This window comes from candidate division WOR-3 bacterium (assembly GCA_039804025.1).
Lineage (GTDB): Bacteria > Hydrothermota > Hydrothermia > Hydrothermales > JAJRUZ01 > JBCNVI01.
Window position 1 is genome coordinate 27,954 of record JBDRZP010000014.1, and the last position, 21,271, is coordinate 49,224.

Consider the following 21,271-nt stretch of genomic DNA (forward strand, 5'->3'; position numbering starts at 1 on the left):
TATATGAATTTTCTTTTATTTTTATTGCTTATAACACAGGAAAGAATCATTGCCGATATTAAGATAGAGGGTAATATTAATGTTTCTTCTGAATTTATAATAAGTTCATCAGGACTAAAAAAGGGTAACCCTTTAAAAGAAGAGGATATTAAAACTGCTATTAAAAATCTTTATAATACAAAGAATTTCAAAAAGGTTTCTATTGAAATTTTAAAGGATGAAAAAGAAAAGGAGGTAGAAGTTTTAATAAAAGTTGAGGAAAATCCGAGGGTTTCAGGTATTAAAATTGAAGGAACAAGAAAGGTTAAGGAAAAGGAAATAATAGAAAAGATAAATCTTATAAAGGGCACACCTTTAACAGGTAGTGACCTTAAGGATTATGAAAATAAGATAATTTCATTATACAGGGAAAAGGGATTCTCAGGAACAAAAGTGGAAACAGAAATTATAGAAACTGAAAGACCACTTTTTGTTGATGTTTTATTTAAAATACATGAAGGAGAAAAAGCAAGGATAAAGGAAATTGATATTGTGGGTAACAGAAGTTTTAGTGATAAAAAACTTGAGATTCTTTTAAGAAACAGGGAAAAAACCTGGTATAGGAAGGCTGTATTCAGGGAAGAATACTTTGAAGAAGACCTGCCTAAAATAGAGGAATTTTATAAAAATAAAGGATTTCTTGATGCAAAGGTTGACTCTTATAAAATTAATCCTGAAGGTTTATGGCTTTTCATAAAAATTTTTGTTACAGAGGGTAAAAAATATTATTTTGGAAAACACAGCTTTGAAGGTAATAAATTCTTTGATGATAAAACTCTTTCAAAAAAACTTAAATTAAAAAGGGGAAGTGTTTTTTCCTTTAAAAAATTTATGGAATCTGTTCAGGAAATTCAGGGTATATATGCAGATTCAGGTTTTTTACTCATTAAAGTAATTCCAGAAGAAAAAAGAAAAAGTGAAGAAAAGGATACTATAGATGTTATTTTTCATATAAAAGAAGGACCCCCTTGTTTTGTTAGAAAAATAGAAATTGAAGGGAATGAGAGAACAAGAGAATATGTTATAAGAAGGGAACTTGATATTTTCCCTGGTGATAAATTCAACAGACAAAAGGTAATAAAAAGTTTAAGGGATCTTTATTTTTTGAATTTTTTTGAAAAAGTTGATTTCTCCTTTAAAATTCTTGAGGATTCTCAGAATGTGGATTTAATTTTTAAAGTAAAGGATAAACCAACAGGAACACTTCAGGCAGGTGGTTCCTGGTCACAAACTCAAAAGGGTTCCTTACTTTTATCGGTTTCTGAAAATAATCTTTTTGGGAGAGGTCAGCAGGTTTCATTATCCCTTGAACTTGGACCTTATAGACAGAATATAAGATTTGATTTTACAGAGCCATGGATGTTTCAAAGACATTACCTATTTGGTTTTGATGTTCACCACTACATTGATGTTTTCCCTTATGAGTATTCTATTCAAAGAACAGGTTTTTCATTTTCCTTTGCAAGACCCTATGATTTAAATGAATATATATGGACAAGTTCAAGGTATGAGTTTGATAGAACTAAGGTATTTGATTTTTATCCTAATTACAATCCTCAGGGAATTTTTGATTTAAGGAAAGAAAAATGGCCAAAAATTGTTTCAAGAACAATAAATGCAATTTATTATGATTCAAGGGATAGAAAGTTTAATACAAGGAAAGGTTTAAGGTCAGAATACAGATTAACTTTATCCGGTGGAATATTCCTTGGAGATGAACACTTTCACAGGCATATATATAGCATTTCCTATTATAAACCTTTTTTCAAAGAAAGAGTTGTTCCTACCTTTAATCTTAAATTAGGTGTAATGTATCCATATAGTAAATCAAAGCCAATTCCAGTTTATGAGTATTTTAGACCAGGAGGCGTTGCCTTTACGGATTTTGTTATAAGGGGTTATGATGAAAGGTCTATTGGTTATAGATCTCAAGGTGTTGTAATTGGGGGTCAGGCTGCTTATGCCTTTAATTTTGAACTTAGATTTGTTATTGCAGAACAACTTTATTTTACTCTGTTTTTTGATATGGGGAATGGATGGATTACTCCTTATTATATGGAAAAGGAATTTAAGAGATTTTTAGAGGGAAAATCAGTGAGATTAAAAAGGGGATTTGGAGTGGGAGTTAGAATGGAAATTCCCATGCTGGGAATAGTGGGTGTTGACCTTGGTTACGGACTTGATAAAACTGAGAAAGGTTTTATACCTCATTTTATTCTTGGCTTCCCCTTATGGTAAAAAATTTTTTTTTATTTGTTTTTTTCCCTGTTTTTCTTTTTGCTCTTGAAACAAAAATAGGCATAGTTGATTTAAAAAGAATCACTGAAAACTACGAAGGAATGAAGGAAGCAAAAGGTGATATTGAAAGACTTGTAAAGGAATGGGAAGGTGAATTGAATAAAAAAAGAGCAAAAATAGATTCTTTGCAGAGGCTATATGAAGGCGAAAAACCAGGACTTTCTCCTGAAGCAAGGTTAAAAAGAGAAAAGGATTTAGAAAATTTAAAAAGAGAATATCAGAATTTTATAAAGGAAATCTGGGGAAAAGATGGAAGGTTAGAGCAGAAGACGAAAGAAAGAATACAGCCCATAACAGAAAAGATTAGAAAGGTGATTAGAGAAATAGCACAAGAGGAAAATGTTGATATTATTTTTGATTCTTCAAAGGATGATATTCTCTATGCAAAGGATGTTATAGATTTAACAGATAGGGTTCTTGAAAGGTTAAATATGGAATATAAGGGTAAAGAGATAGCAGAAACAGGGATAATAAGGAGATTGAGAGTCTCTATTTTCCCCTTTAAACTTTCTGGAGAACTGGTAGGTTCTATTTATCCAAATATTTTTATGAATGAACTTGAAAAGGGTATTAGAAAATCACCTAAATTTGATGTTACAGGAAGTAATGTCTCTGAGAATAGTATAAAATCAATAGGTTACGATAGAAACACTTTACCTGAAGCCCAGATACCCTTTGTAATAACACAACTTGGAGTTGATTATGCTTTATATGGAGAATTGAAGAAAAAGGGAAGTACTGAAATTGAAGTTAATTTTTACATTTATAACATTAAGGGAGAGAAGGTTTTTGAAAATACAATAACCTTCACTGAGTCTGAAGAAAAAATTAAAGAAGGTGCTTATTCAGTAGCACAGAGTGTTATTAATTATTTTTCTGAAGGGAAGTAGAGTTTATTTCTTTTTCAAAAATTTCAAAAGGATTTTGTGATAGAATTTCTTCTCCTTTTATCATATTTTTTAAACGAAAAATATTTTTTCTTAATTCCTCTTCTCCAATAATAAGTGCCCACTTTGCCTTTCTCTTATCTGCTTTTCTTAACTGGGATTTTAAACTCTTTGTATCCCATTCCATATCAGAATAAATCCCCCTTTCCCTTAATTTTCTAACCCATTTTATTGCTTCTTCTTTCTCCTTTTCAGAAACATAAACTACATAGATAAGATTTTTTTCTTTTTTTTCATAATTTTCCATTGCAATCATTAATCTTTCAACACCAAAGGCAAAACCAATACCAGGTGTATCTATTCCTCCTATTATTTTCATTAAATAATCGTATCTACCACCACCTCCAAGAGCATTTTGGGCTCCTAATTTTTTAGAAATAATTTCAAAAGCTGTTTTTGTATAATAATCAAGACCTCTTACAATAAACGGATTTTCTATGAAATTAAAATTTTCTTTTAAGAGTAAATTTAAAAGTTTTTCATGGTGATTTAAACATTCATTGCATAAAAAATTTTTTAAAGGCTTTAAAAATTTTATTTTTTCCCTATCTATTTTACAATCTAATATTCTGAAAGGATTTCTCTCATATCTCTGCTGACAGTTTGAACAGAAATTCTTTATTTTTTCTTTTAATTCTTCTTTTAAATATTCTGAATATTTTTTTCTATCTTCCAGGCAGCCAACAGAGTTTATTTCAAATACATAATCCTTGATATTTATTTCCTTTAAAATATCTTCAGCAAGAATTAAAATTTCAAGATCAATGTAAGGTTCTTTGAAACCTACAGCTTCAGCACCCAGTTGATAAAATTCCCTGTATCTTCCCTTCTGGGGTTTTTCGTATCTGAACATATTTAGAAAGTAAGAAAATTTTGAAGGGAGTTCTATATTTTCTTCAACAATTGCTCTTAAAACAGGGGGTGTTCCTTCAGGTCTTAAGGCAAGTTTTCTTCCTTTTAAATCTTCAAAAACATACATTTCTTTTTCCACAATATCAGTTGTTTCACCTGTTGATTTTTCAAAGAGTTCTTTAACTTCAAAAGTTGGCGTTATTATGAAGTTATATCCATAAAGTTCACAAACTTTTTTTGATTTTTCAAAGATAAAGATGAATTTATCAAATTCCTCTCCATATATATCTCTTGTTCCACGAATTTTTTGATATTTTTTTTCCATTTAAATTAAAATTTTATAATAAAGGTTCAAGCCCTTTCTATTTTAAAAGGAGAACCTGTGAAAAATTATTTTATATTATTAATAATAGCTCTTCCTTTTATTTTGTCCTGTAAAAAGAAAGAGGAAAAAAAGTTAACTGGAACCCCGATAGCAAAGGTCGGTAATGTTTATATTACTCAGGATGATCTTGAAAAGGGTTTGCCTCAATTTGCTTACCAGTTAATGGGAGAGGAACAGAGAAAAGAATTTTTTAATTATGTTATTGACCTTGTTATTTTTTCACTTGCAGCTGAAAAGGAGGGAATAGATAAAGAGCCTTTGATGAAAGAAAGATTGTTGTGGGCAAGAAGAATGGTTTTATCAGATGAGTATTTCAGGAGAAAAACTCAAAATATAATTATTAGGGATTCAAAAGTTGATTCCTTTTACAAAAGTTTTGAAAATGACTTTTTAAAGGAAATAGAGTTTGTTTATTTCTTTGTGAATACATTAAGAGATGCTGAGAATATAAGAAACATATTGATGCAGGGTGTTTTAACTCCTAAACTGATTGAAGAAATTACATCAAAATATAATGCAATCGGTGATATTACAAGTGTAAATGCAGGATATTTACATCTTGAAACAGCTCTTCCCTTTCCAAAAGAAATAGCACAGGCTCTTTTAAATCTCCCGAAAGGACAGGTTTCTGATGTAATTTCTGTCCAAAATCCACCTGGGTTTGCTATTGTGAAAATTTTGAGCAGTTCACCTACTAAACTTTCAAAAAACGAAATTTTGAGCGATATAAGGCAGTATATCCAGCTAACAAAAATAATAAAGGTTAAAGATTCTTTGCGAGAGGAGCTGAAGAAAACTTTCCCTGTTGAAATTTATACAAGAGGGGGCGCAAAATAGGTTCAATTCCTTTTAAAAAATTTTAAAGATTTTATGAAAGTGGGAATCTGTGGTGCAGGAACAATGGGAAATGGTATAGCCCATGTTTTTGCTTTAGAAGGGTTTGATGTTATTTTACAGGATATTTCAATGGAGATTCTTGATAGAGCAATAAATACGATTTCATCCAATATGGATAGGCAAATTAAAAAGGGTATAATTGATGAGAGAAAAAAGAAGGAAGCCCTTTCAAGGATAAAAAAAACAGTTTCCCTTGATGATCTTTCTGATTGCGACCTTATAGTTGAAGCAGTATTTGAAGATGTAGAGGTTAAAAAAGAACTTTTCAGGAAATTAGATAAAATTGTTAAGAAGGATGCAATTTTCACTTCTAACACTTCATCAATATCAATAACCCTTCTTGCCTCTCAAACTGAAAGACAGGAAAAATTCGCTGGTATGCACTTTTTCAATCCTGTTCCTGTTATGAAACTCGTTGAAATAGTTAAGGGAATAAGAACAAGTAATGATACAATAAATTTTATTTTTGAACTTGCGAAAAAACTTGGAAAAGAACCTGTTATTGTGAATGATTATCCTGGATTTGTTTCAAATAGGATTTTAATGCCTATGATAAATGAGGCAATTTATGCTTTAATGGAGGGTGTTGCTTCAAAGGAAGAGATAGATAAAGTTATGAAACTTGGTATGAATCATCCAATGGGACCTCTTGAACTTGCAGATTTTATAGGTCTTGATGTTTGTCTAAATATATTGGAGGTTTTATACAGGGATTTAGGAGACCCTAAATATAGACCCTGTCCCCTTTTAAGAAAAATGGTAGAAGCAAATTTACTTGGAAGAAAAACTGGAAAGGGTTTTTATGATTATACAAAGGGGTAAATTTTAATGAGGGGATAATAGATTTTGAAAAATTAAGAGAAATTCAAAGAAAACTTTCGAAGAAAGTAAGATTAAAAAAAATTAATTTTAAAAAAATAAGGTATGTGGGAGCCTGTGATGTTTCTTATAAAGAAAAAATCGCAAGAGGAGCAATAGTTATATATGATTTAAAGGAGAAAAGGATAATTTATGAGGGGATAGTTGAAAAAGAAATCAGTTTTCCTTATGTTCCAACTTTCTTATCTTTTAGAGAGATTCCTGTTTTAGAAGAGCTTTATAAAAAATCACCTATTAAGCCTCAAGTTTTATTTATTGATGGTCAGGGCATACTACATCCTTTTAAACTTGGACTTGCTTCTCATTTTGGGGTGCTTTATAATATTATTACAATAGGTATTGCTAAAAACAAACTGGAGGGAGAAATTAAAAAAATGCCTGAAAGATTTATGGAAGCAGAACCCGTATATATGGATGGAAAAATATCGGGTTTTTGTTTAAAGTTATCAAAGGGAAAAAAATATTTGTGGATATCTCCAGGAAACCTGATTACACCGAGAGAAGCCCTTAATTTTACTTTAAAATTTATAAAAGATGGTTATCATTTCTTAATGAAAAGGGCAGATATATTAAGTAAAAATGTGATTTAAATCACTTGAAAAAATTTTAAATGGATGCTAAAATTAACTTTATTTTAAAATTAAAAGGGGTTCAAATCCCTTAAAAATTAAGGAGGTTTTATGAAGAAGTTATTAATACTTGTGATAGGTTTTGCCTATCTGGTAGCTTCTCCTCTATCTCTTTTCCGTCCCTCTGATAAAAAGGGTCTTGATATACCTGTTAGGACAAAACCAATTTATAACAAAAGGGTAAAAGGTTCTTCAAATTACCAGATTTTCCAGACATGGACTACAATATTTTCAGAAGATTTTGAATCTGGAACAATGCCCACTGGATGGACTGTAACTGATGGGAATAATGATGGATATAGCTGGACTGTTGGTGTTTCAAATGATCCCTTCTATCCTCCAAATTATGGAACAAAATATTTATATTATTCAGATGATGATGCAGGTTCTTCTGCACCACCTGGTGATGAAATTCTCACAACAAGCTCCTATTATATACGGAAAATTGCTAACTTAAGGTTTATTTATGCCTACGATTTTGAGGAATACGCAGGACAACCTTATGAATTTGGAGAAATCCATGCAAGGTTTTTTTCAGGAGGAACATGGTCTCCATGGAACATACTTGTTCAGTATTACCAAGATACAGGTCCAAAATGGGATACCCTTGATCTAACATCCTTTTTACCAGCAGATTCTGTTCAACTCAGATTTGTTTATAGAGACCCTTCTGGCGAGTGGGGCTGGGGATTTTATCTTGATAATTTCCTTCTTGAGGGAATTTTAGAGCTTAATGTTCTTTTTGTTGATGATGATCAGGGATCAAACTATGAGAGTTATTTTGTTAATTCTCTTTCCTTTTTAAATGTTGACCATGATACTTTTGTGGTTCCTGCAGGTGCAAATAATGGTCCTGATTCAGCTTTTATGTCAAATTATGATATTGTTATATGGAACACAGGTGATGATTGGGACTATACACTTACAGGACAGGATACTATTGAGATTAAGAAATACTTAAATGCTGGAGGAAGGTTATGGTTATCATCCCAGGATGTTCTCTATAATCTTGGTACAAGTGTCTCCTGGATGCACATAACAAGTTTTACAAATGATATAGGTTGTCAAAATGCGATAGGTGTGGGTCCTGTTATGGGTGGATTTCAGTTTGCTACAGATGGGAATGCTATGACTGATTTTGCGGATTATATTAATCCTGATCCTTCAGCTTATCCAGAGGTTGTAAATCAGGATAATTATATAAATTCACTTTCCTACTCAGGAACTTACAAACTTTTCTTTAATACCTTTGCTTTTGAGAATATTGCAGATCCTTATGATAGACATGAATTTGCAAGGAGAGTTTTAAAGTTTTTTGGTTATCTTATGCCCAAAAGGGATGTGGGAGTAAGCTCAGTTTATCCAACAGGTTTAATACAAATTGGTGATACAGTTCAGATATCGGCTACATTTAACAATTTTGGAACTCTTTTCCCTGAGAATTTTGCTACCCATATAGAAGTTAGAGATCCATTAAATAATGTTATTTTAACAAAGGATAGTGTTATTACGGGACTTTTGCCTCTTGCAGTGGATACAATTTCGGCAGGAAGTATTATACTTTCCTTGGAGGGAACATATACTATACAAGCCTATACAACAAGTAATTTTGATGAGGATGCTACAAATAATACTGTTATTGGTCAAATATATGCTTCTCCATGGGGTTCCTGGACAATTTATCCTTCTCCGAGTGTAAATTTTGACAGGTTAACTCATGCAACAGTTTACGATTATGATAACGATAGGATTTATATGATAGGTGGAACACCAAATGGACAAGCAGGTTCAAATGTTTCATATAATTACAGGTTTGATCCCTTAAATAATACATGGGAGACTAACCTTGCACCCATGCCAACACCGAGGGGCTGGATACAGGGTGTTTATTATAATGGCTTTATATATGTGGCAGGTGGGTATTCTAACTCTCAAACTGCTCTTTCTGTTTTTGAGGCTTATGATATACAGAATAATGCATGGGTAAATCTTCCTGCTTTACCATCTCCAAGATTAGCTTATGGAGCTGTTGCATGGAACGGTAGTGTTTATGTTCTTGGGGGACTTGATGCAAGTTTTAATGCAACAAACACTGTTTACAGGTATGATATACAAAATAATGCATGGACTTACGCTACAAGTCTTCCTTTAAACTTCTTTATGGGTGGTGTAACTCAAATTAAGGATACTATATATATAGTTGGAGGTTATACAGGTTCTGGAGCCTGGACAAATCTTTATAGGGGAATAATTGATCTGAATAATCCGGACCTTATAACATGGCAAGATCTTGGTCCTCTTCCCTATCCTAATATGAATAATGCTGCTGTTTCTTTACCTGGTTCAATTATAATGATAGGAGGTTTTAAAAATGCATCACTACCCGTCTTAGATTCTGTATGGGAATACAAAATTCAATCAGGAACATGGGTACCTATACCAAATTATGTTGTCCCTATTGTAAGAAATCATTTTGCAGTAGGAAGAAAAGCAAGGGGTGGAACAGGAGATAGAATTTATGTTGTTGCCGGTGATGCATATGGAGATTGGGATCCACCCAACAATTATTACTATTATCTTGAAAGACCTGCTGCAATTTCTGTATCTGAAAAGGGAGAAAAAGTGAATAAGCCTTATCTTTTTGTAAAGAGTAATCTTGCAAATGGAGGCTTTGTTATTAATTTTCTCCTTCCAGAAAATAGGAATGTTGATATAGGTCTTTATAATATCCTTGGACAAAGGGTAGCAACAATTTTCAAGGGAACAAAATCAAAGGGTGAGTATACAATAAACTTTAATAAAAAAGACCTGAAATCCGGAATATACTTTATCAAAATGGAAACAGGAGATAGGATTCCTGTCCAGAGGATTGTAAAGATAAAGTAAAAAAATTTAATTCTTTTAATTTCTAAGGGGAGGTTCAATGCCTCCCCTTTTTATTTTATAATAATATTATGGAAAAAACCCTTTTAATAATAAAACCAGATGCTGTTAGAAGAAATTTGATTGGTAAAATAATTTCAATGTGTGAGGAAAATGGATTTAAGGTATTGAATATAAAAATGGAGAAATTAACAAGGGAAAAGGCAGAAAGTTTTTATAAAGTTCATAAGGGAAAGGATTTTTTTGAAAATCTTATTGATTATATAACTTCCGACTATGTTGTTGCTATTTTACTTGAAAGGGAAAAAGCAATTGAAACTTTAAGAGAACTTGTTGGGGCAACTGATCCAAAAAAAGCAAAACCAGGGACAATAAGGTATCTTTTCGGGATAAGTATAACTGAAAATTCTGTTCATGCTTCTGATTCAAAGGAAAGTTTTGAGTATGAAGTAAAACACTTTTTTTGATGCATTTTTCTGAATTTTTTTTCCCAGTTTTAAAAAAAGAAATAGATGAAATATTTAAAGGGAAGAAGGTTAAAAAATTCTTATTTAGTGATAAAAAATTTTTTGTTGTTTTTGATGATAAAAATCTTTTAGAAATATCACTTGAGCCACAGATTTATTACTTTTTACCTTATATTTCTCCAGTTACAGAAAATCAAAACTTTTTAGAATTTAAAGAACTTCCATATTTAAAGGATTTTGTTTATAAAGATTCAGAAATAATAGAAGGAGAAAGAATTTTTGCAATAAATTTTGTTAAAAAAAACCCTCTTGGAGAAATTGAAAAAAGAAAATTAATAATTGATTTTACGAGAAGAAAAAAAGATCTTTTTATTTTAAAAGATGAAAAAGTTATATATTCCTTTTCAGGATTAAAAGAATTTAAAATGGAATTTCCTGATAAAATCAATATTTTTAAAGAAAAAAATTTAGAAAAGATAAAGGAATACACTCAAAAATTTTTACCCTTTTTATATGAGGTTTTAGAAAGAGAAAAGGAATTTTCTGATTTCAAAGAAATTCTTTATAAATATTTTAAAGGACCATTTTATGTCGATAAGGAGAAAAAGTTGCATTTGATCAAAAAAGAGAATTTTCTTGAATTTAATAAATTAAGCGAAGCTCTTTTTTATATATACAAAAATCTTGAAAAAGAAGAAATTGAAAAAACAAAAGTAAAAGAAAAAAAAGAAAAAACTTTTAAAAAAGAAAAAGTTGATCCTGAAATATATAAAATTAAAGGTGAAGCAATTTTACTTAATCTAAATCAGATTTTAGATAAAAAGGGGGTATTTAAACTAAATCACCCTGAAAAAGGAGAAGTTGAAGTTGAAATAAAGTTTTCTGAGACACCTCAGAAATCAGCAGAAAGATATTTTGAAAGATATAAGAAACTTAAAAGAGCTAATTTAATTAAAGAAAAAATTGAAATTAAAAAGGAAGAAAAACAAATTTACAAAGTTTATATTTCACCTTCTGGTTTTAAAGTTTTAGTTTCAAAAAATAAGGAATATGCAAATGAACTTACATTTAAAATTGCAAAACCTGATGATTATTTTTTTCATGTTAAGGATATAAGAGGAGCACATGTTATCTTGAAATATGAAAAAAATAAAGAATTAAAGGAAGAAGATATAAAATTTGCAGCTGAAATAGCAAAAAAACATAGTAAACTAAAAGGTGATGAAAAAATTTTTGTTCTATATACTTTAAGAAAATATGTAAGACCTGTTAAAGGAGCAAAAGGGCTTGTTAGAATAAAAAGAGAAAAGGTTATACTTGTATGATAAAATTTTTGCTTTTCCCTTCTACTCTTTTTATTTTTATTAATTTAAAGAATTATTACATAAAAGTTTTTCCCCCTGATACTTTAAATTTTGAAAAACCTTTTAATTTTAAAGATGTTAAAACTGACGGTTTATTCATCTATTTTTTAACAAGGGATGGAAAGGTTACATCCATTAATCCCTATAATGGAACTCTTAAATCAGAATTTAAAATTAATTCCCTTTTATATGCTTCATCCTTTGATGTTACAGATAGGGGTAATTTTTATTTTTTTATTTCAAAAGGTGGAACATCGAAAATTTTAAAAATAAAGTTTTCTCCCTTTGATTCCACAGTTTATTATTATGATATTGATAAAAATTTGCTTGATTTTTTTTGTATAGAGGATAGCTTTTTTATTTTTGTTTTTAAAGACAGAATTTCAGTTTATAAAAATGGGAAACTAACCAAGATATTCAAAAAAAATTATAAAAATTATTTCAAATATAAAAATTCCTTTTATGTATATAGTGGAGATACTCTTTTTTCCCTGCTCAGAGAAGAAAAAAAAGAATATAAAGGAAATTATGATTTTTTGTTTATAATAGATAAAGGTGAGATAGTTAATAAAGATAACAAATGGTTTTTAAAAAATTGATTAATTTGTTTATTTTTATGACACTAAATTCCCATAATTTTGAATATAAGAGAGAAATAATAACTTTTGAAAAACCAATTATTATACTTGAATCTCCCCTTTTAAATTCCGTTAAAGTTTTAAAGGATACTTTTAAAATTCCTTTTAAATTAAAAAGCGACACTTTATTTCCTCTTTTGCCTCTTACAGAAAAAGACACCTTTTTTGTTGAATATCTCTCCTTTTTTTATAAAAAGGATACAACAGTTTTAAAAATAAAAAGTTTTTTAATGGAAGAAGAATATGATGAAGAAAAAAAGAAAAGTATGGATGAGGAGATGAATGTGGAAATAAAAGGAGAGAAAACCCTTTCTGCTTCCTATTCAGTTTATGGTTTTAAGATAGATCAGAGGTTAAATTTTGAAATTGATGGAGAACTATCAAAGGGTTATAGAGTGAGAGGGAAAATAAGTGATGAATCATTTCCTGAAGAGGAAAATTTTACAAGGAATCTAACTGAACTTGAAGAAGCAAGTTTTAATTTTGAGGGAGAAAATTTGAAGGCTAAAATTGGTGAATTTACTAGAAAATCAAATTTTTATCCAAGATTCGAAAGGGAAATTGTTGGTCTTGAATTTGATCTCTATAGTAAAAAAAATAATTTTAATTCAGTTTTAGGTTATCCAAAGGGGAAATTTAAAACTTTATACATAGAACTTGATAAAAGTAATTTAAATAACTTTTTACTTATTGATCCTTTAAAGGAAAAAATTGTTCCAAATTCTGAGAGAGTTTATCTTGATGGAAGATTATTAAAAAGGGGAAGAGAATTTGATTATATCATTGATTATTCAAATGGAACACTCACTTTGACTCAAAATGTAAGTTATTCTCTTAATTCAAAGTTAAGAGTAGATTTTGAGATTGTAGAAGATGCTTATAGCAATTATATTTTTTCGTCAGAGTATGAAAGAAATCTAGGATTAATGAATTTAAATTTTATGTACATAAATGAAAGTGATATAGCTTCAATGCCTAAATTTCTTTTGAAAGAAGAAGATAAAGATCTTTTAAAAAATGTAGAGGATTCTTCCTGGGTTCTTTTAAATGGGATAAACTTTGTGGATTCAGGGAAAGGAGATTATATTTTGAAAAATGATACTTTAATTTATGTTGGAAAAAATAAAGGTAATGTTTTACCAAATTTTGTTTTTGTTGGTCCATTTAAGGGAGATTACGAATTTGTTGATGGGAAAAATTATTTTATTTATGTGGGTGAAGGTAAAGGGTCATATAAACTGGGGAAATGGGGTATTACTCCAAAAAGGAATCAGAATTTAATTTTTAGTTTAAAATCAGAAAATAATTTTTTAAAAATTGATAATACTTTTGGTTTTTCTCTTTTTAACCCCAATCTCTTTATTCGTAAGAATATATCAGGTTTTTATGGAGATTTTAGATTTAATATTGAAAAAGGTAAATTTGGTATAGATTTTAATTTTTTAGGTAAAAAAAATTTTAAATCACCCTTTAGAATTTTTGAGGAAAATTATTTCTATTACTGGGGTAAAAATATAAAGGGGAATTTTTATGATACAAGGATAAAACCCTATTTAAAGTTAAATGAAAATTTTAATCTCTATTACGCTTATTCAAATTTAAAAGGTGAAAATTTTTTTATAGATAAAAATTCTTTTGGATACGAATTCAATTATTTTTTTAAAAATAAAACTGATATAGAGTTTTTTAGTTATAAAAAAAATAATTTAAAAAGATTTAATTTATATTTTGAAAAAAAATGGATACTATCACCTTTTTATAACTATTTTTATGAAATAGATACTCTCAAAATTAAAAAAATAAATGAAAATTTCGGATTTAAAATAGATTTTAAAAATAAAAGTTTTTTATATGAAATTATCTCCTTTAAGAAAAAAAGTTTAAGGGAGTTAAAAAATAATTTCAGAATCCTTTACAATTTGGATAAACTAAATTTAAAGTTAAGTTCAAGTTTAATAAACTTCAAAGATTCAATAATTTCAAAAAGGGATTTTAATTATTATTTAGAAGCAAATTTTTATCCTAAAAACAATTTATCAATTAACTTAATTTCAAATTTAATAAGGATGAATGGTTTGAGGAGAGTTATTGAATATGTAAAAGTTCCAGAGGGAAGAGGTTCATATAGTTATGATTCTCTCAGTAATACTTTTTATCCTGATCCAGATGGTTCCTATATAAGAAAGATAAGAGATATTCCATTAAATGAAGGAATTTTGAAATCTGAAAATGATTTTTCTCTTAATTTTAATGGGGAGAATTTTTTTTATATAACAAGTGTTTCATATAGAAGGGATAAGAGTTTTGAACCAAGAACTTATTTTTCACTTATAAAGAATTTAAATTTTAATATTTTTTTGAGTCCTTTTATAAATTTTATTTATATAAGAGACTTTAATAGAATTTTTGAAGGTTTTAATAGAAATGAAAGTTATGAAATTTTAACTGGAATTAAAAAAAATTATTTTAAAAAAATTTTAGAAATTTCAATAAATTTTAAAAGGGATATTTTTGAAGAACTTCTCATTTTTAATAGTAAAAAAACTTATGCTTTACCTTTTTCTATTGTCGTTTCTGGAAGTAATATTAATTCTAAAATAAAGCTTTCGCCAGGTTTAATTATTCTTGAATATTTTAGACCAGAATCTGAGATAGAAAGAATTCCTTTTTTGGAATTTAATTTTAATTTATCGTCAATTTTTATATTTAAAACAAAGATTTTTTTTGATTTTAATTTTATAATAAAAAAATCCTATGAAAGAAGTTTTGCTTCCAGTTTTGAAAGGGATAATTGGAGGTATAATTTTAGTTTTAAAGTAGAAAGGAATATTACAAGTAATACTATAATTATTTTGAAATCAGATTTAAGGAGGGGTTCTTTTTCAAAGTCTTTTTATAATTTTTATCTTGAAACAAAGTTGCTTTTTTAATTTTTTATTTTTATAATATAATAATGGAGAGAATATGGATAAAGTTTTATGATAAGGGTGTAAAAAGTGATATAGAAATACCAAAGGTTCCCCTTTTCCACTTCCTTCTTGAAACTGTTAAAAATTTTCCTGAAAAGGATGCTTATATATTTTTTGATAAAAGAACAAAATTCAAAGAACTTCTTGTAGAATGTAAAAAGTTTGCTTCTTTTTTGAAAGAAAATGGAATAAAAAAGAAAGATAGGGTAGCTCTTCTTTTGCCTAATACTCCCCATTTTATTATTTCCTATTATGGAACTATGATGGCAGGAGGAATTGTTGTTCAGTTAAATCCTTTACTTTCTGATAGGGAAGTTTCTCTTCTTTTAAAGAATTCAGGTTCTAAGGTTTTAGTGATTCTTGATATTTTACTGCCAAGATTTCTGAATTCCGTTAAAAGTTCAAATATTGATTTTTTAATTGTTGCTCAGATTGATGAATATTTTCCACTTGTTAAAAGGATTGGTTTTAAGTTTTTAAAAATTTTGAAGGGAATAAATGAAAAGTTGAAAGGTTTAAATAGAAAATATTTCTTTTTTAGAGAAATTGAAAATTATAAGGAAATAGAAGATTTTGAAAAAATAGACCCAGAAGAAGATATAGCTTCCCTTCAATATACAGGTGGAACGACAGGGATTCCAAAGGGTGCAATGCTTACCCATTACAATCTTGTTGCAAATACTTTGCAAACGATGGAATGGGTTCCTGATTTAAGAAAAGGTGAAGAAGTTGTTATGGGTGTTTTACCCTTTTTCCATGTTTATGGAATGTCAGTGGCTCTAAATTTTTCAATAGCTTCTGGTTCAACTTTAATAATTGTTCCTAAATTTCATACCAAGGAAATTCTTGAAAATATAGAAAAATATAAGGTAACAATTTTTCCTGGTGTTCCACAGATGTATCAGGCAATAAATAACTTTAAGGATATTAAAAAATATAAATTAAGTACCATAAGAGCATGTATTTCAGGAGCAGCACCTTTACCGCCTCAGGTCAAGGATAAATTTGAAGAGTTAACAGGTGCAAAACTTGTTGAGGGTTATGGATTATCTGAAGCCTCTCCTGTTACCCACTGTAATCCCATTTATGGTAAAAATAAAAGGGGAAGTATAGGTATTCCTTTTCCAAATACTTTAGCAAAAATTGTTGATCTTGAAAAAGGTGAAAAAGAAATGCCTATTGGTGAGCCAGGAGAATTAATCGTTAAAGGTCCACAGGTAATGAAAGGTTATTGGAAAAGTGAAGAAGAGACTAAAAAGGTTATAAGGGATGGATGGTTATTTACAGGAGATATAGCAAAGATGGATGAGGAAGGGTATTTTTATATTCTTGATAGGAAAAAGGATTTAATAATTGTGAGTGGATTTAATGTTTATCCCAGGAATGTTGAGGAGGCCCTTTTAAGCCATCCAAAAATTAAAGATGTTGCCTGTGTTGGTATTCCCTATGAAAGAACAGGAGAGGCTGTAAAGGTATTTATAGTCCCAAAGGAAGGTGAAACCCTTACAAAGGAAGAGGTGATTGAATTTTCAAGAAAGAATTTAGCTAAATACGAAGTTCCTGTTGAAGTTGAATTCGTTAGGGAAATTCCAAGAACAGCAGTTGGTAAAACTTTAAGAAGGGTTTTAAAGGAAAAAAGTTAAATTTCAAATCCAAGGGGACAATATTTAAGGGAATTTTTATTTTCTTTGCTTATTTTTAAATTCCCTTTTATTTTACCCAAGAATATTTCACCCCTTGTTCCCTTGTCTTCTCTTAAAAATTTTTTATAATTATCTGAATAGAGATTACATAGGGAACATAGAATACACATTTTTTTATTTTCCCCAGGATCATATTTATTTAAATTAAATTCACCTTCAATTTTTGATGGGTTAAAAAGATCATAAGGGTCAAGGGCTTTTTTAATTTTCTTCATTATCTCATATTCTCTAAATCTCTTTGTATATTCAATGTATTTTATTCCAAAACCATGCTCCCCTGTTACAGTTCCTCCTATATCAAGGACAAATTCACATATTTCTCTTTTAATTTTTTCTGCTTTTTCCTTCTCTCTTTTTTCAAATATGATACTTGTATGAATATTTCCGTCCCCAAAGTGACCGTAAGGAATTATTTTAATTTTATATTTATTTTCAATTTTTTCATAGAAAAGAATAAGAGAATCTATTTTTGAAACAGGAACTGTAACATCTATGGACTTTTTCCCTCCCTTTAAAGTCCACATTAAATTTGAGTATTTTCTCCTTAGAGATAAAATTTTCTCTTCCTCTTCTTCATTAAAAGGTAAAATTAAATTACCTTTAACAAATTTTTTTAATTTTTCAATTTCACTTAAAACATCTTCCTTTTTACCTGTTAGTTCAGTCCATAATAAAAATTTATTTTCCCATTCCATAATTTCGCACAGGGTTATATTTTCCTTTTTTATCAATTCTTTTGAAATTTCAAGAATTTCTTTTTTTTCTGATTCAATTAAAATACTCCTTTTATACTCAGGGGTTCTTATAACTTTTAAATATATTTCTGTTATAAGCCCTAATGTTCCTTCTGAACCTACAAAGATTTTTTCAATAGGATAGAAGAGTTTATTTTTTTTTAAAAGTCCCCTTGTATTTAAAACTGTTCCATCGGAAAGTAAAATAGAAAGTCCATTTACATAGTTTATAGTTACTCCGTATCTTAAGGCTCTTGGTCCTCCTGCATTTGTTGCAACAGTTCCTCCTATACTTGCTATATCACTTGAAGCGGGGTCAACTGGATAAAAGTATCCATAATTTTTTAAAAATTCATTTATCTCATCAATTGTAAAACCAGGTTCTAAATAAAGTATTTCATCCTCTATGAAGAATTCAATTTTATTCTTTAGTCTTTCAGTGCTAACAACAACACTTTCAGGGTGAGGGACACACCCACCGCTTCTTCCAGTTGCTTTTCCCCTTGGTGTTACAGGAATTTTATTTTCAAGGAGTAAAGATACAATATCAATAAGTTTATTTTTTTCTTTTGGAATAAAAACTGCCTTTGGTAATGAATAAAAAAAAGATGTGTCAAAGGAGTATGCATAGAGGACTTCTTCCTCAATAAAAAATTCCTCAGGAAATTTTTTCTTTAATTCCTTAAAAAGTTTCTTCATTCTTTTTGAGAGTATCTTTTAGGAAGGGCAAAAGGGTTAAAAGAATATTTATTATTAAATTTACTGGAAATTTTGAAAAGGGAATTAAAAATCCTGAGAATTCCTGAATAAAAAGATATGCTAATTCTTCTTCATATTCCCTTTTAATTTTTTCTTTTAATTCTTTATCATCAGGATAAATAACCTTCATTAATTTGATAAGAGCCTCTTTACCTTGTGTTTCATAAATTTTTCTCAATAGTTCTTTTTCTTTTAAGTTTTCTTCTTTTTTTATTTTTAATTTTAAAATTTCTTCCTCTTTTTTTCTTATGAATTTTAATAGTTCACCGTGATTGAAAAACATTCCTTTACAGTTTTCACAGAAAAGGATAAGTAAATCCCTATATTTTGGATTTAAATATTTTCCCATTTTTTTATTACATTGAGGGCACTTAAAGTTTTTATTTATATCTAAAGGGAATTTTGTCTTTAAAAGGGGTAAATTAATTTCCTCAAGTTTTTCTGCTTCTTTTTCTTTTATTCTTAAACCGGAAAGGTCAGAGAAAAAAATCCCCCCGCACTGGAAGCATTGATATGAAGTTTCAATTTGACCGTAAATATTTTTAAATTTTCTTTCCTCTAAATTTATATTACATAGAGGACAAATCATTTAAAAAAGTATCTCTTAATCTCCTCAAGAACAGAAACAAATTTATCGACTTCTTCTTTTGTGTTATATAAATAGAAACTTACCCTTGCTGAGTTTTCAATTTTAAAATGTCTCATTAGGGGTTGTGTGCAGTGATGTCCACTTCTTATAGCAATTCCCTCCTCATCGCATATTCCTGCTATATCGTGTGGGTGAATTCCTTTTATGTTAAAGGAAATGATTCCCAGGGTTTTTTGTCCCTTATGTCCATAAATTTCAACTCCTTCAATTTCTTTCATTTTTGAGAGGGCGTATTCTGTTAATTCATTTTCATGTTTTTCTATATTTTCCATTCCTATTTCTTTAAGGTATGAGATAGCAGCAGAAAGTCCTATTCCACCTGCTATATTTGGTGTTCCTGCCTCATATTTCCAGGGCAGCTCATTCCATGTGGCACCTTCAGTTGTTACTTCAAAAATCATATCACCGCCGTATAAAAAGGGTTCCATTTTAGAAAGTAATTTTTTCTTTCCGTATAAAAATCCAATTCCTGTTGGTCCAAGCATTTTATGTCCACTTACAGCAAGAAAATCAAAATCAAGTTCTTTCACATTTATTTTTGTATGTGGAACAGCTTGGGCACCATCGCAAACTACTATTGCATCACTATTTTCTCGTATAATTTTAATAATTTCTTCTGCCGGATTAATTGTTCCAAGGAAATTTGAAGCAAGTGTAAAGGTTACTATCTTTGTCTTCTTATTTAAGAGTTTTTTAAGATGTTCAAGGTCAAGGGTCCCATCTGGAAGAACATTTACATAATTTAGTTTTATTTTTTTTACTTTCCTTAGCATCTGCCAAGGGACTATGTTTGAATGGTGTTCCATTAAGGTTGTGATAACTTCATCACCCTCTTCAAGTTGATGTATTCCTATTGAATAGGCGCAAAGGTTAAGGGCTTCAGTTGCGTTTCTTGTAAAGATAATCTCTTCCATTGAATTTGCACCTATAAATTCAGCAACCTCCCTGTGGGCATCTTCATATTTCAAGGATGCTTCATAACTTAAAGTATGAACCCCCCTGTGAACATTAGCATTGTAATTTTCATAAAATTCTAAAATTGTATCAATAACCCTTTTGGGTTTCTGTGTTGTTGCAGCATTATCAAAATATATAAGGTCTTTTCCCCTTATTTTTCTTTTTAAACAGGGGAAATCTTCTCTAATTTTTTTTAAATCTAAAAAATTCTCTTTTGTTTTCATAAAATTTTTTTAATTTAAAGGATTTGAACCTGCTAATAAAATTATATTATACTCTTAATTATGAAGAAATTTATATTTTTTATTCTTTTTCAAACTTTTTTATTTTCAAAGGCAAATTTAAAATTCGGAATAAAGTCCTCCATAGTTTATGAAAATGGTGAGGCCTATCCATTAATTGGGATATCTCTTGGTTATTATCCTGTTTCCTATTTTTTTATTGAAGGAAATGGTGAATATATTATGAAAAGTTCCTATAAGGAATTTGCTTTTCCTTTGACATTTAATTTTATTTATAAGAGAAAATATTTTTCACCTTATTTAGGACTTGGACTTGCTTACCACTTTTATTCCTATGATTCCTATTCTGATAATTCTCTCGGTTATAGATTTAAGGGGGGGACAAGTCTATTTGATAAAAGTGGTGCCACTATTTATTTTGAGGCAATTTATGATGTCCCTGATTTTTCAAAAACAAAAGGAAGGTGGCAGTTTACAGGTAGAATTGATAAGGATTTTAATTTTGAATTTTAATGAAGGTTAACCATATTTCTGTTGCGGTTAGTGATTTTGAAAAAGGTGTAGAAATTTTTAAGAAGTTTTTTTCCCTTGAGCCTGAAATTCATTTTTTTGAGGAAAGAAAATTGAAGATAGCAATATTTTACTTACAGAACTTAATGTTTGAAGTTATATCACCTATGGAAGGTGAAGATAAGGTTAAAAAATTTCTTGAAAAAAGGGGAGATGGAATTCATCATATAGCATTTGAGGTTGATAATGTTGAAAGTATTGTTAAAGATTTAGAGGTAAAGGGATTTAAAATAGTTGAAGGTCCAAGAGAAGGTATTAAAAGTAAAAGTGTAATTTTTCTTGATCCAAAGGATACAGGAAGGGTTTTAATTGAATTGGTTGAAAAGGAATAAAAAGTTTAAAAGATTTTGGAAGAGGAAAATTAAGAAAATGAGTTAAATTTAAGATAAAGGTGATTTTTGGGGGAAAGG

General features: G+C 29.2%; 17 protein-coding genes. 13 read left to right on the forward strand and 4 right to left on the reverse strand.

The features are described from left to right. Window positions 1-3 precede the first annotated feature (3 nt). Both bamA and ABIN73_06290 read left to right on the forward strand, forming a co-directional pair. A complete protein-coding gene (bamA, locus tag ABIN73_06285; GenBank protein MEO0269330.1) occupies window positions 4-2,277 on the forward strand; it encodes an outer membrane protein assembly factor BamA in 2,274 nt (757 codons plus the stop codon). Further along, complete coding sequence (locus ABIN73_06290) at window positions 2,271-3,227, forward strand: OmpH family outer membrane protein (protein MEO0269331.1); 957 nt, start codon at window positions 2,271-2,273, stop codon at window positions 3,225-3,227. The genes bamA and ABIN73_06290 overlap by 7 nt, the downstream gene beginning before the upstream one ends. Here the strand turns inward: ABIN73_06290 and hisS are convergent. After that, window positions 3,202-4,461, reverse strand: a complete 1,260-nt coding sequence (hisS, locus tag ABIN73_06295; protein MEO0269332.1) for a histidine--tRNA ligase — start codon at window positions 4,459-4,461, stop codon at window positions 3,202-3,204. The genes ABIN73_06290 and hisS overlap by 26 nt on opposite strands. Window positions 4,462-4,518: 57 nt before the next feature. Here hisS and ABIN73_06300 point away from each other — a divergent pair, with 57 nt between their 5' ends. The 9 genes from ABIN73_06300 (at window position 4,519) to ABIN73_06340 (ending at window position 16,890) form a co-directional block, all read left to right on the forward strand. Next, the gene (locus ABIN73_06300; protein ID MEO0269333.1) at window positions 4,519-5,358 is read left to right on the forward strand and encodes a peptidylprolyl isomerase; all 840 of its coding nucleotides are present in this window, start codon (window positions 4,519-4,521) and stop codon (window positions 5,356-5,358) included. A gap of 33 nt (window positions 5,359-5,391) precedes the next feature. Next, window positions 5,392-6,240, forward strand: a complete 849-nt coding sequence (locus ABIN73_06305; GenBank protein ID MEO0269334.1) for a 3-hydroxybutyryl-CoA dehydrogenase — start codon at window positions 5,392-5,394, stop codon at window positions 6,238-6,240. 41 nt (window positions 6,241-6,281) lie between these two features. After that, window positions 6,282-6,887: an endonuclease V gene (locus ABIN73_06310; GenBank protein MEO0269335.1), complete on the forward strand. Its 606-nt coding sequence runs from the start codon at window positions 6,282-6,284 to the stop codon at window positions 6,885-6,887. A gap of 90 nt (window positions 6,888-6,977) precedes the next feature. Beyond that, on the forward strand, window positions 6,978-9,812 hold the full coding sequence (locus ABIN73_06315; protein MEO0269336.1) for a kelch repeat-containing protein: 2,835 nt from the start codon (window positions 6,978-6,980) through the stop codon (window positions 9,810-9,812). Window positions 9,813-9,880: 68 nt separating this feature from the next. Then, window positions 9,881-10,276 carry a nucleoside-diphosphate kinase gene (gene ndk, locus ABIN73_06320; GenBank protein ID MEO0269337.1) on the forward strand — a complete coding sequence of 132 codons (396 nt, stop codon included), beginning with the start codon at window positions 9,881-9,883 and terminating at the stop codon, window positions 10,274-10,276. Further along, window positions 10,276-11,601: an NFACT RNA binding domain-containing protein gene (locus ABIN73_06325; protein MEO0269338.1), complete on the forward strand. Its 1,326-nt coding sequence runs from the start codon at window positions 10,276-10,278 to the stop codon at window positions 11,599-11,601. Before ndk ends, ABIN73_06325 begins: the two co-directional genes overlap by 1 nt. Beyond that, entirely contained in the window at window positions 11,598-12,239 is a 642-nt protein-coding gene (locus tag ABIN73_06330; protein ID MEO0269339.1) for a hypothetical protein, read from the forward strand. The genes ABIN73_06325 and ABIN73_06330 overlap by 4 nt, the downstream gene beginning before the upstream one ends. Next, window positions 12,221-15,208: a hypothetical protein gene (locus ABIN73_06335; protein MEO0269340.1), complete on the forward strand. Its 2,988-nt coding sequence runs from the start codon at window positions 12,221-12,223 to the stop codon at window positions 15,206-15,208. The genes ABIN73_06330 and ABIN73_06335 overlap by 19 nt, the downstream gene beginning before the upstream one ends. 23 nt (window positions 15,209-15,231) lie before the next feature. Continuing rightward, a complete protein-coding gene (locus tag ABIN73_06340; GenBank protein ID MEO0269341.1) occupies window positions 15,232-16,890 on the forward strand; it encodes a long-chain fatty acid--CoA ligase in 1,659 nt (552 codons plus the stop codon). Here ABIN73_06340 and ABIN73_06345 read toward each other — a convergent pair. The 3 genes from ABIN73_06345 to ABIN73_06355 are packed head-to-tail and all read right to left on the reverse strand — an operon-like array spanning window position 16,887 to window position 20,273. Then, window positions 16,887-18,383 (reverse strand): FAD-binding oxidoreductase, encoded by a 1,497-nt coding sequence (locus ABIN73_06345; GenBank protein MEO0269342.1) that lies wholly within the window; start codon window positions 18,381-18,383, stop codon window positions 16,887-16,889. The two genes, ABIN73_06340 and ABIN73_06345, sit on opposite strands and share 4 nt — an antisense overlap. Beyond that, entirely contained in the window at window positions 18,367-19,032 is a 666-nt protein-coding gene (locus ABIN73_06350; protein ID MEO0269343.1) for a zf-TFIIB domain-containing protein, read from the reverse strand. The genes ABIN73_06345 and ABIN73_06350 overlap by 17 nt, the downstream gene beginning before the upstream one ends. Then, on the reverse strand, window positions 19,029-20,273 hold the full coding sequence (locus ABIN73_06355) for a cysteine desulfurase (protein MEO0269344.1): 1,245 nt from the start codon (window positions 20,271-20,273) through the stop codon (window positions 19,029-19,031). The genes ABIN73_06350 and ABIN73_06355 overlap by 4 nt, the downstream gene beginning before the upstream one ends. A 60-nt stretch (window positions 20,274-20,333) precedes the next feature. Between ABIN73_06355 and ABIN73_06360 the strand changes: the two genes are divergently transcribed. Together ABIN73_06360 and ABIN73_06365 are read left to right on the forward strand one after the other, a co-directional pair. Beyond that, complete coding sequence (locus tag ABIN73_06360) at window positions 20,334-20,804, forward strand: hypothetical protein (GenBank protein ID MEO0269345.1); 471 nt, start codon at window positions 20,334-20,336, stop codon at window positions 20,802-20,804. Next, window positions 20,804-21,193: a VOC family protein gene (locus ABIN73_06365; protein ID MEO0269346.1), complete on the forward strand. Its 390-nt coding sequence runs from the start codon at window positions 20,804-20,806 to the stop codon at window positions 21,191-21,193. The genes ABIN73_06360 and ABIN73_06365 overlap by 1 nt, the downstream gene beginning before the upstream one ends. Window positions 21,194-21,271: the final 78 nt, after the last annotated feature.

Coding starts and splice junctions, on each gene's coding strand:
- ABIN73_06345 (MEO0269342.1), bottom strand. CDS start 18,383: ATGAAGAAACTTTTTAAGGAATTAAAGAAAAAATTTCCTGAGGAATTT.
- ndk (MEO0269337.1), top strand. CDS start 9,881: ATGGAAAAAACCCTTTTAATAATAAAACCAGATGCTGTTAGAAGAAAT.
- ABIN73_06305 (MEO0269334.1), top strand. CDS start 5,392: ATGAAAGTGGGAATCTGTGGTGCAGGAACAATGGGAAATGGTATAGCC.
- ABIN73_06340 (MEO0269341.1), top strand. CDS start 15,232: ATGGAGAGAATATGGATAAAGTTTTATGATAAGGGTGTAAAAAGTGAT.
- ABIN73_06360 (MEO0269345.1), top strand. CDS start 20,334: ATGAAGAAATTTATATTTTTTATTCTTTTTCAAACTTTTTTATTTTCA.
- ABIN73_06325 (MEO0269338.1), top strand. CDS start 10,276: ATGCATTTTTCTGAATTTTTTTTCCCAGTTTTAAAAAAAGAAATAGAT.
- ABIN73_06335 (MEO0269340.1), top strand. CDS start 12,221: ATGGTTTTTAAAAAATTGATTAATTTGTTTATTTTTATGACACTAAAT.
- ABIN73_06290 (MEO0269331.1), top strand. CDS start 2,271: ATGGTAAAAAATTTTTTTTTATTTGTTTTTTTCCCTGTTTTTCTTTTT.
- ABIN73_06365 (MEO0269346.1), top strand. CDS start 20,804: ATGAAGGTTAACCATATTTCTGTTGCGGTTAGTGATTTTGAAAAAGGT.
- ABIN73_06355 (MEO0269344.1), bottom strand. CDS start 20,273: ATGAAAACAAAAGAGAATTTTTTAGATTTAAAAAAAATTAGAGAAGAT.
- ABIN73_06330 (MEO0269339.1), top strand. CDS start 11,598: ATGATAAAATTTTTGCTTTTCCCTTCTACTCTTTTTATTTTTATTAAT.
- hisS (MEO0269332.1), bottom strand. CDS start 4,461: ATGGAAAAAAAATATCAAAAAATTCGTGGAACAAGAGATATATATGGA.
- ABIN73_06350 (MEO0269343.1), bottom strand. CDS start 19,032: ATGATTTGTCCTCTATGTAATATAAATTTAGAGGAAAGAAAATTTAAA.
- ABIN73_06315 (MEO0269336.1), top strand. CDS start 6,978: ATGAAGAAGTTATTAATACTTGTGATAGGTTTTGCCTATCTGGTAGCT.
- bamA (MEO0269330.1), top strand. CDS start 4: ATGAATTTTCTTTTATTTTTATTGCTTATAACACAGGAAAGAATCATT.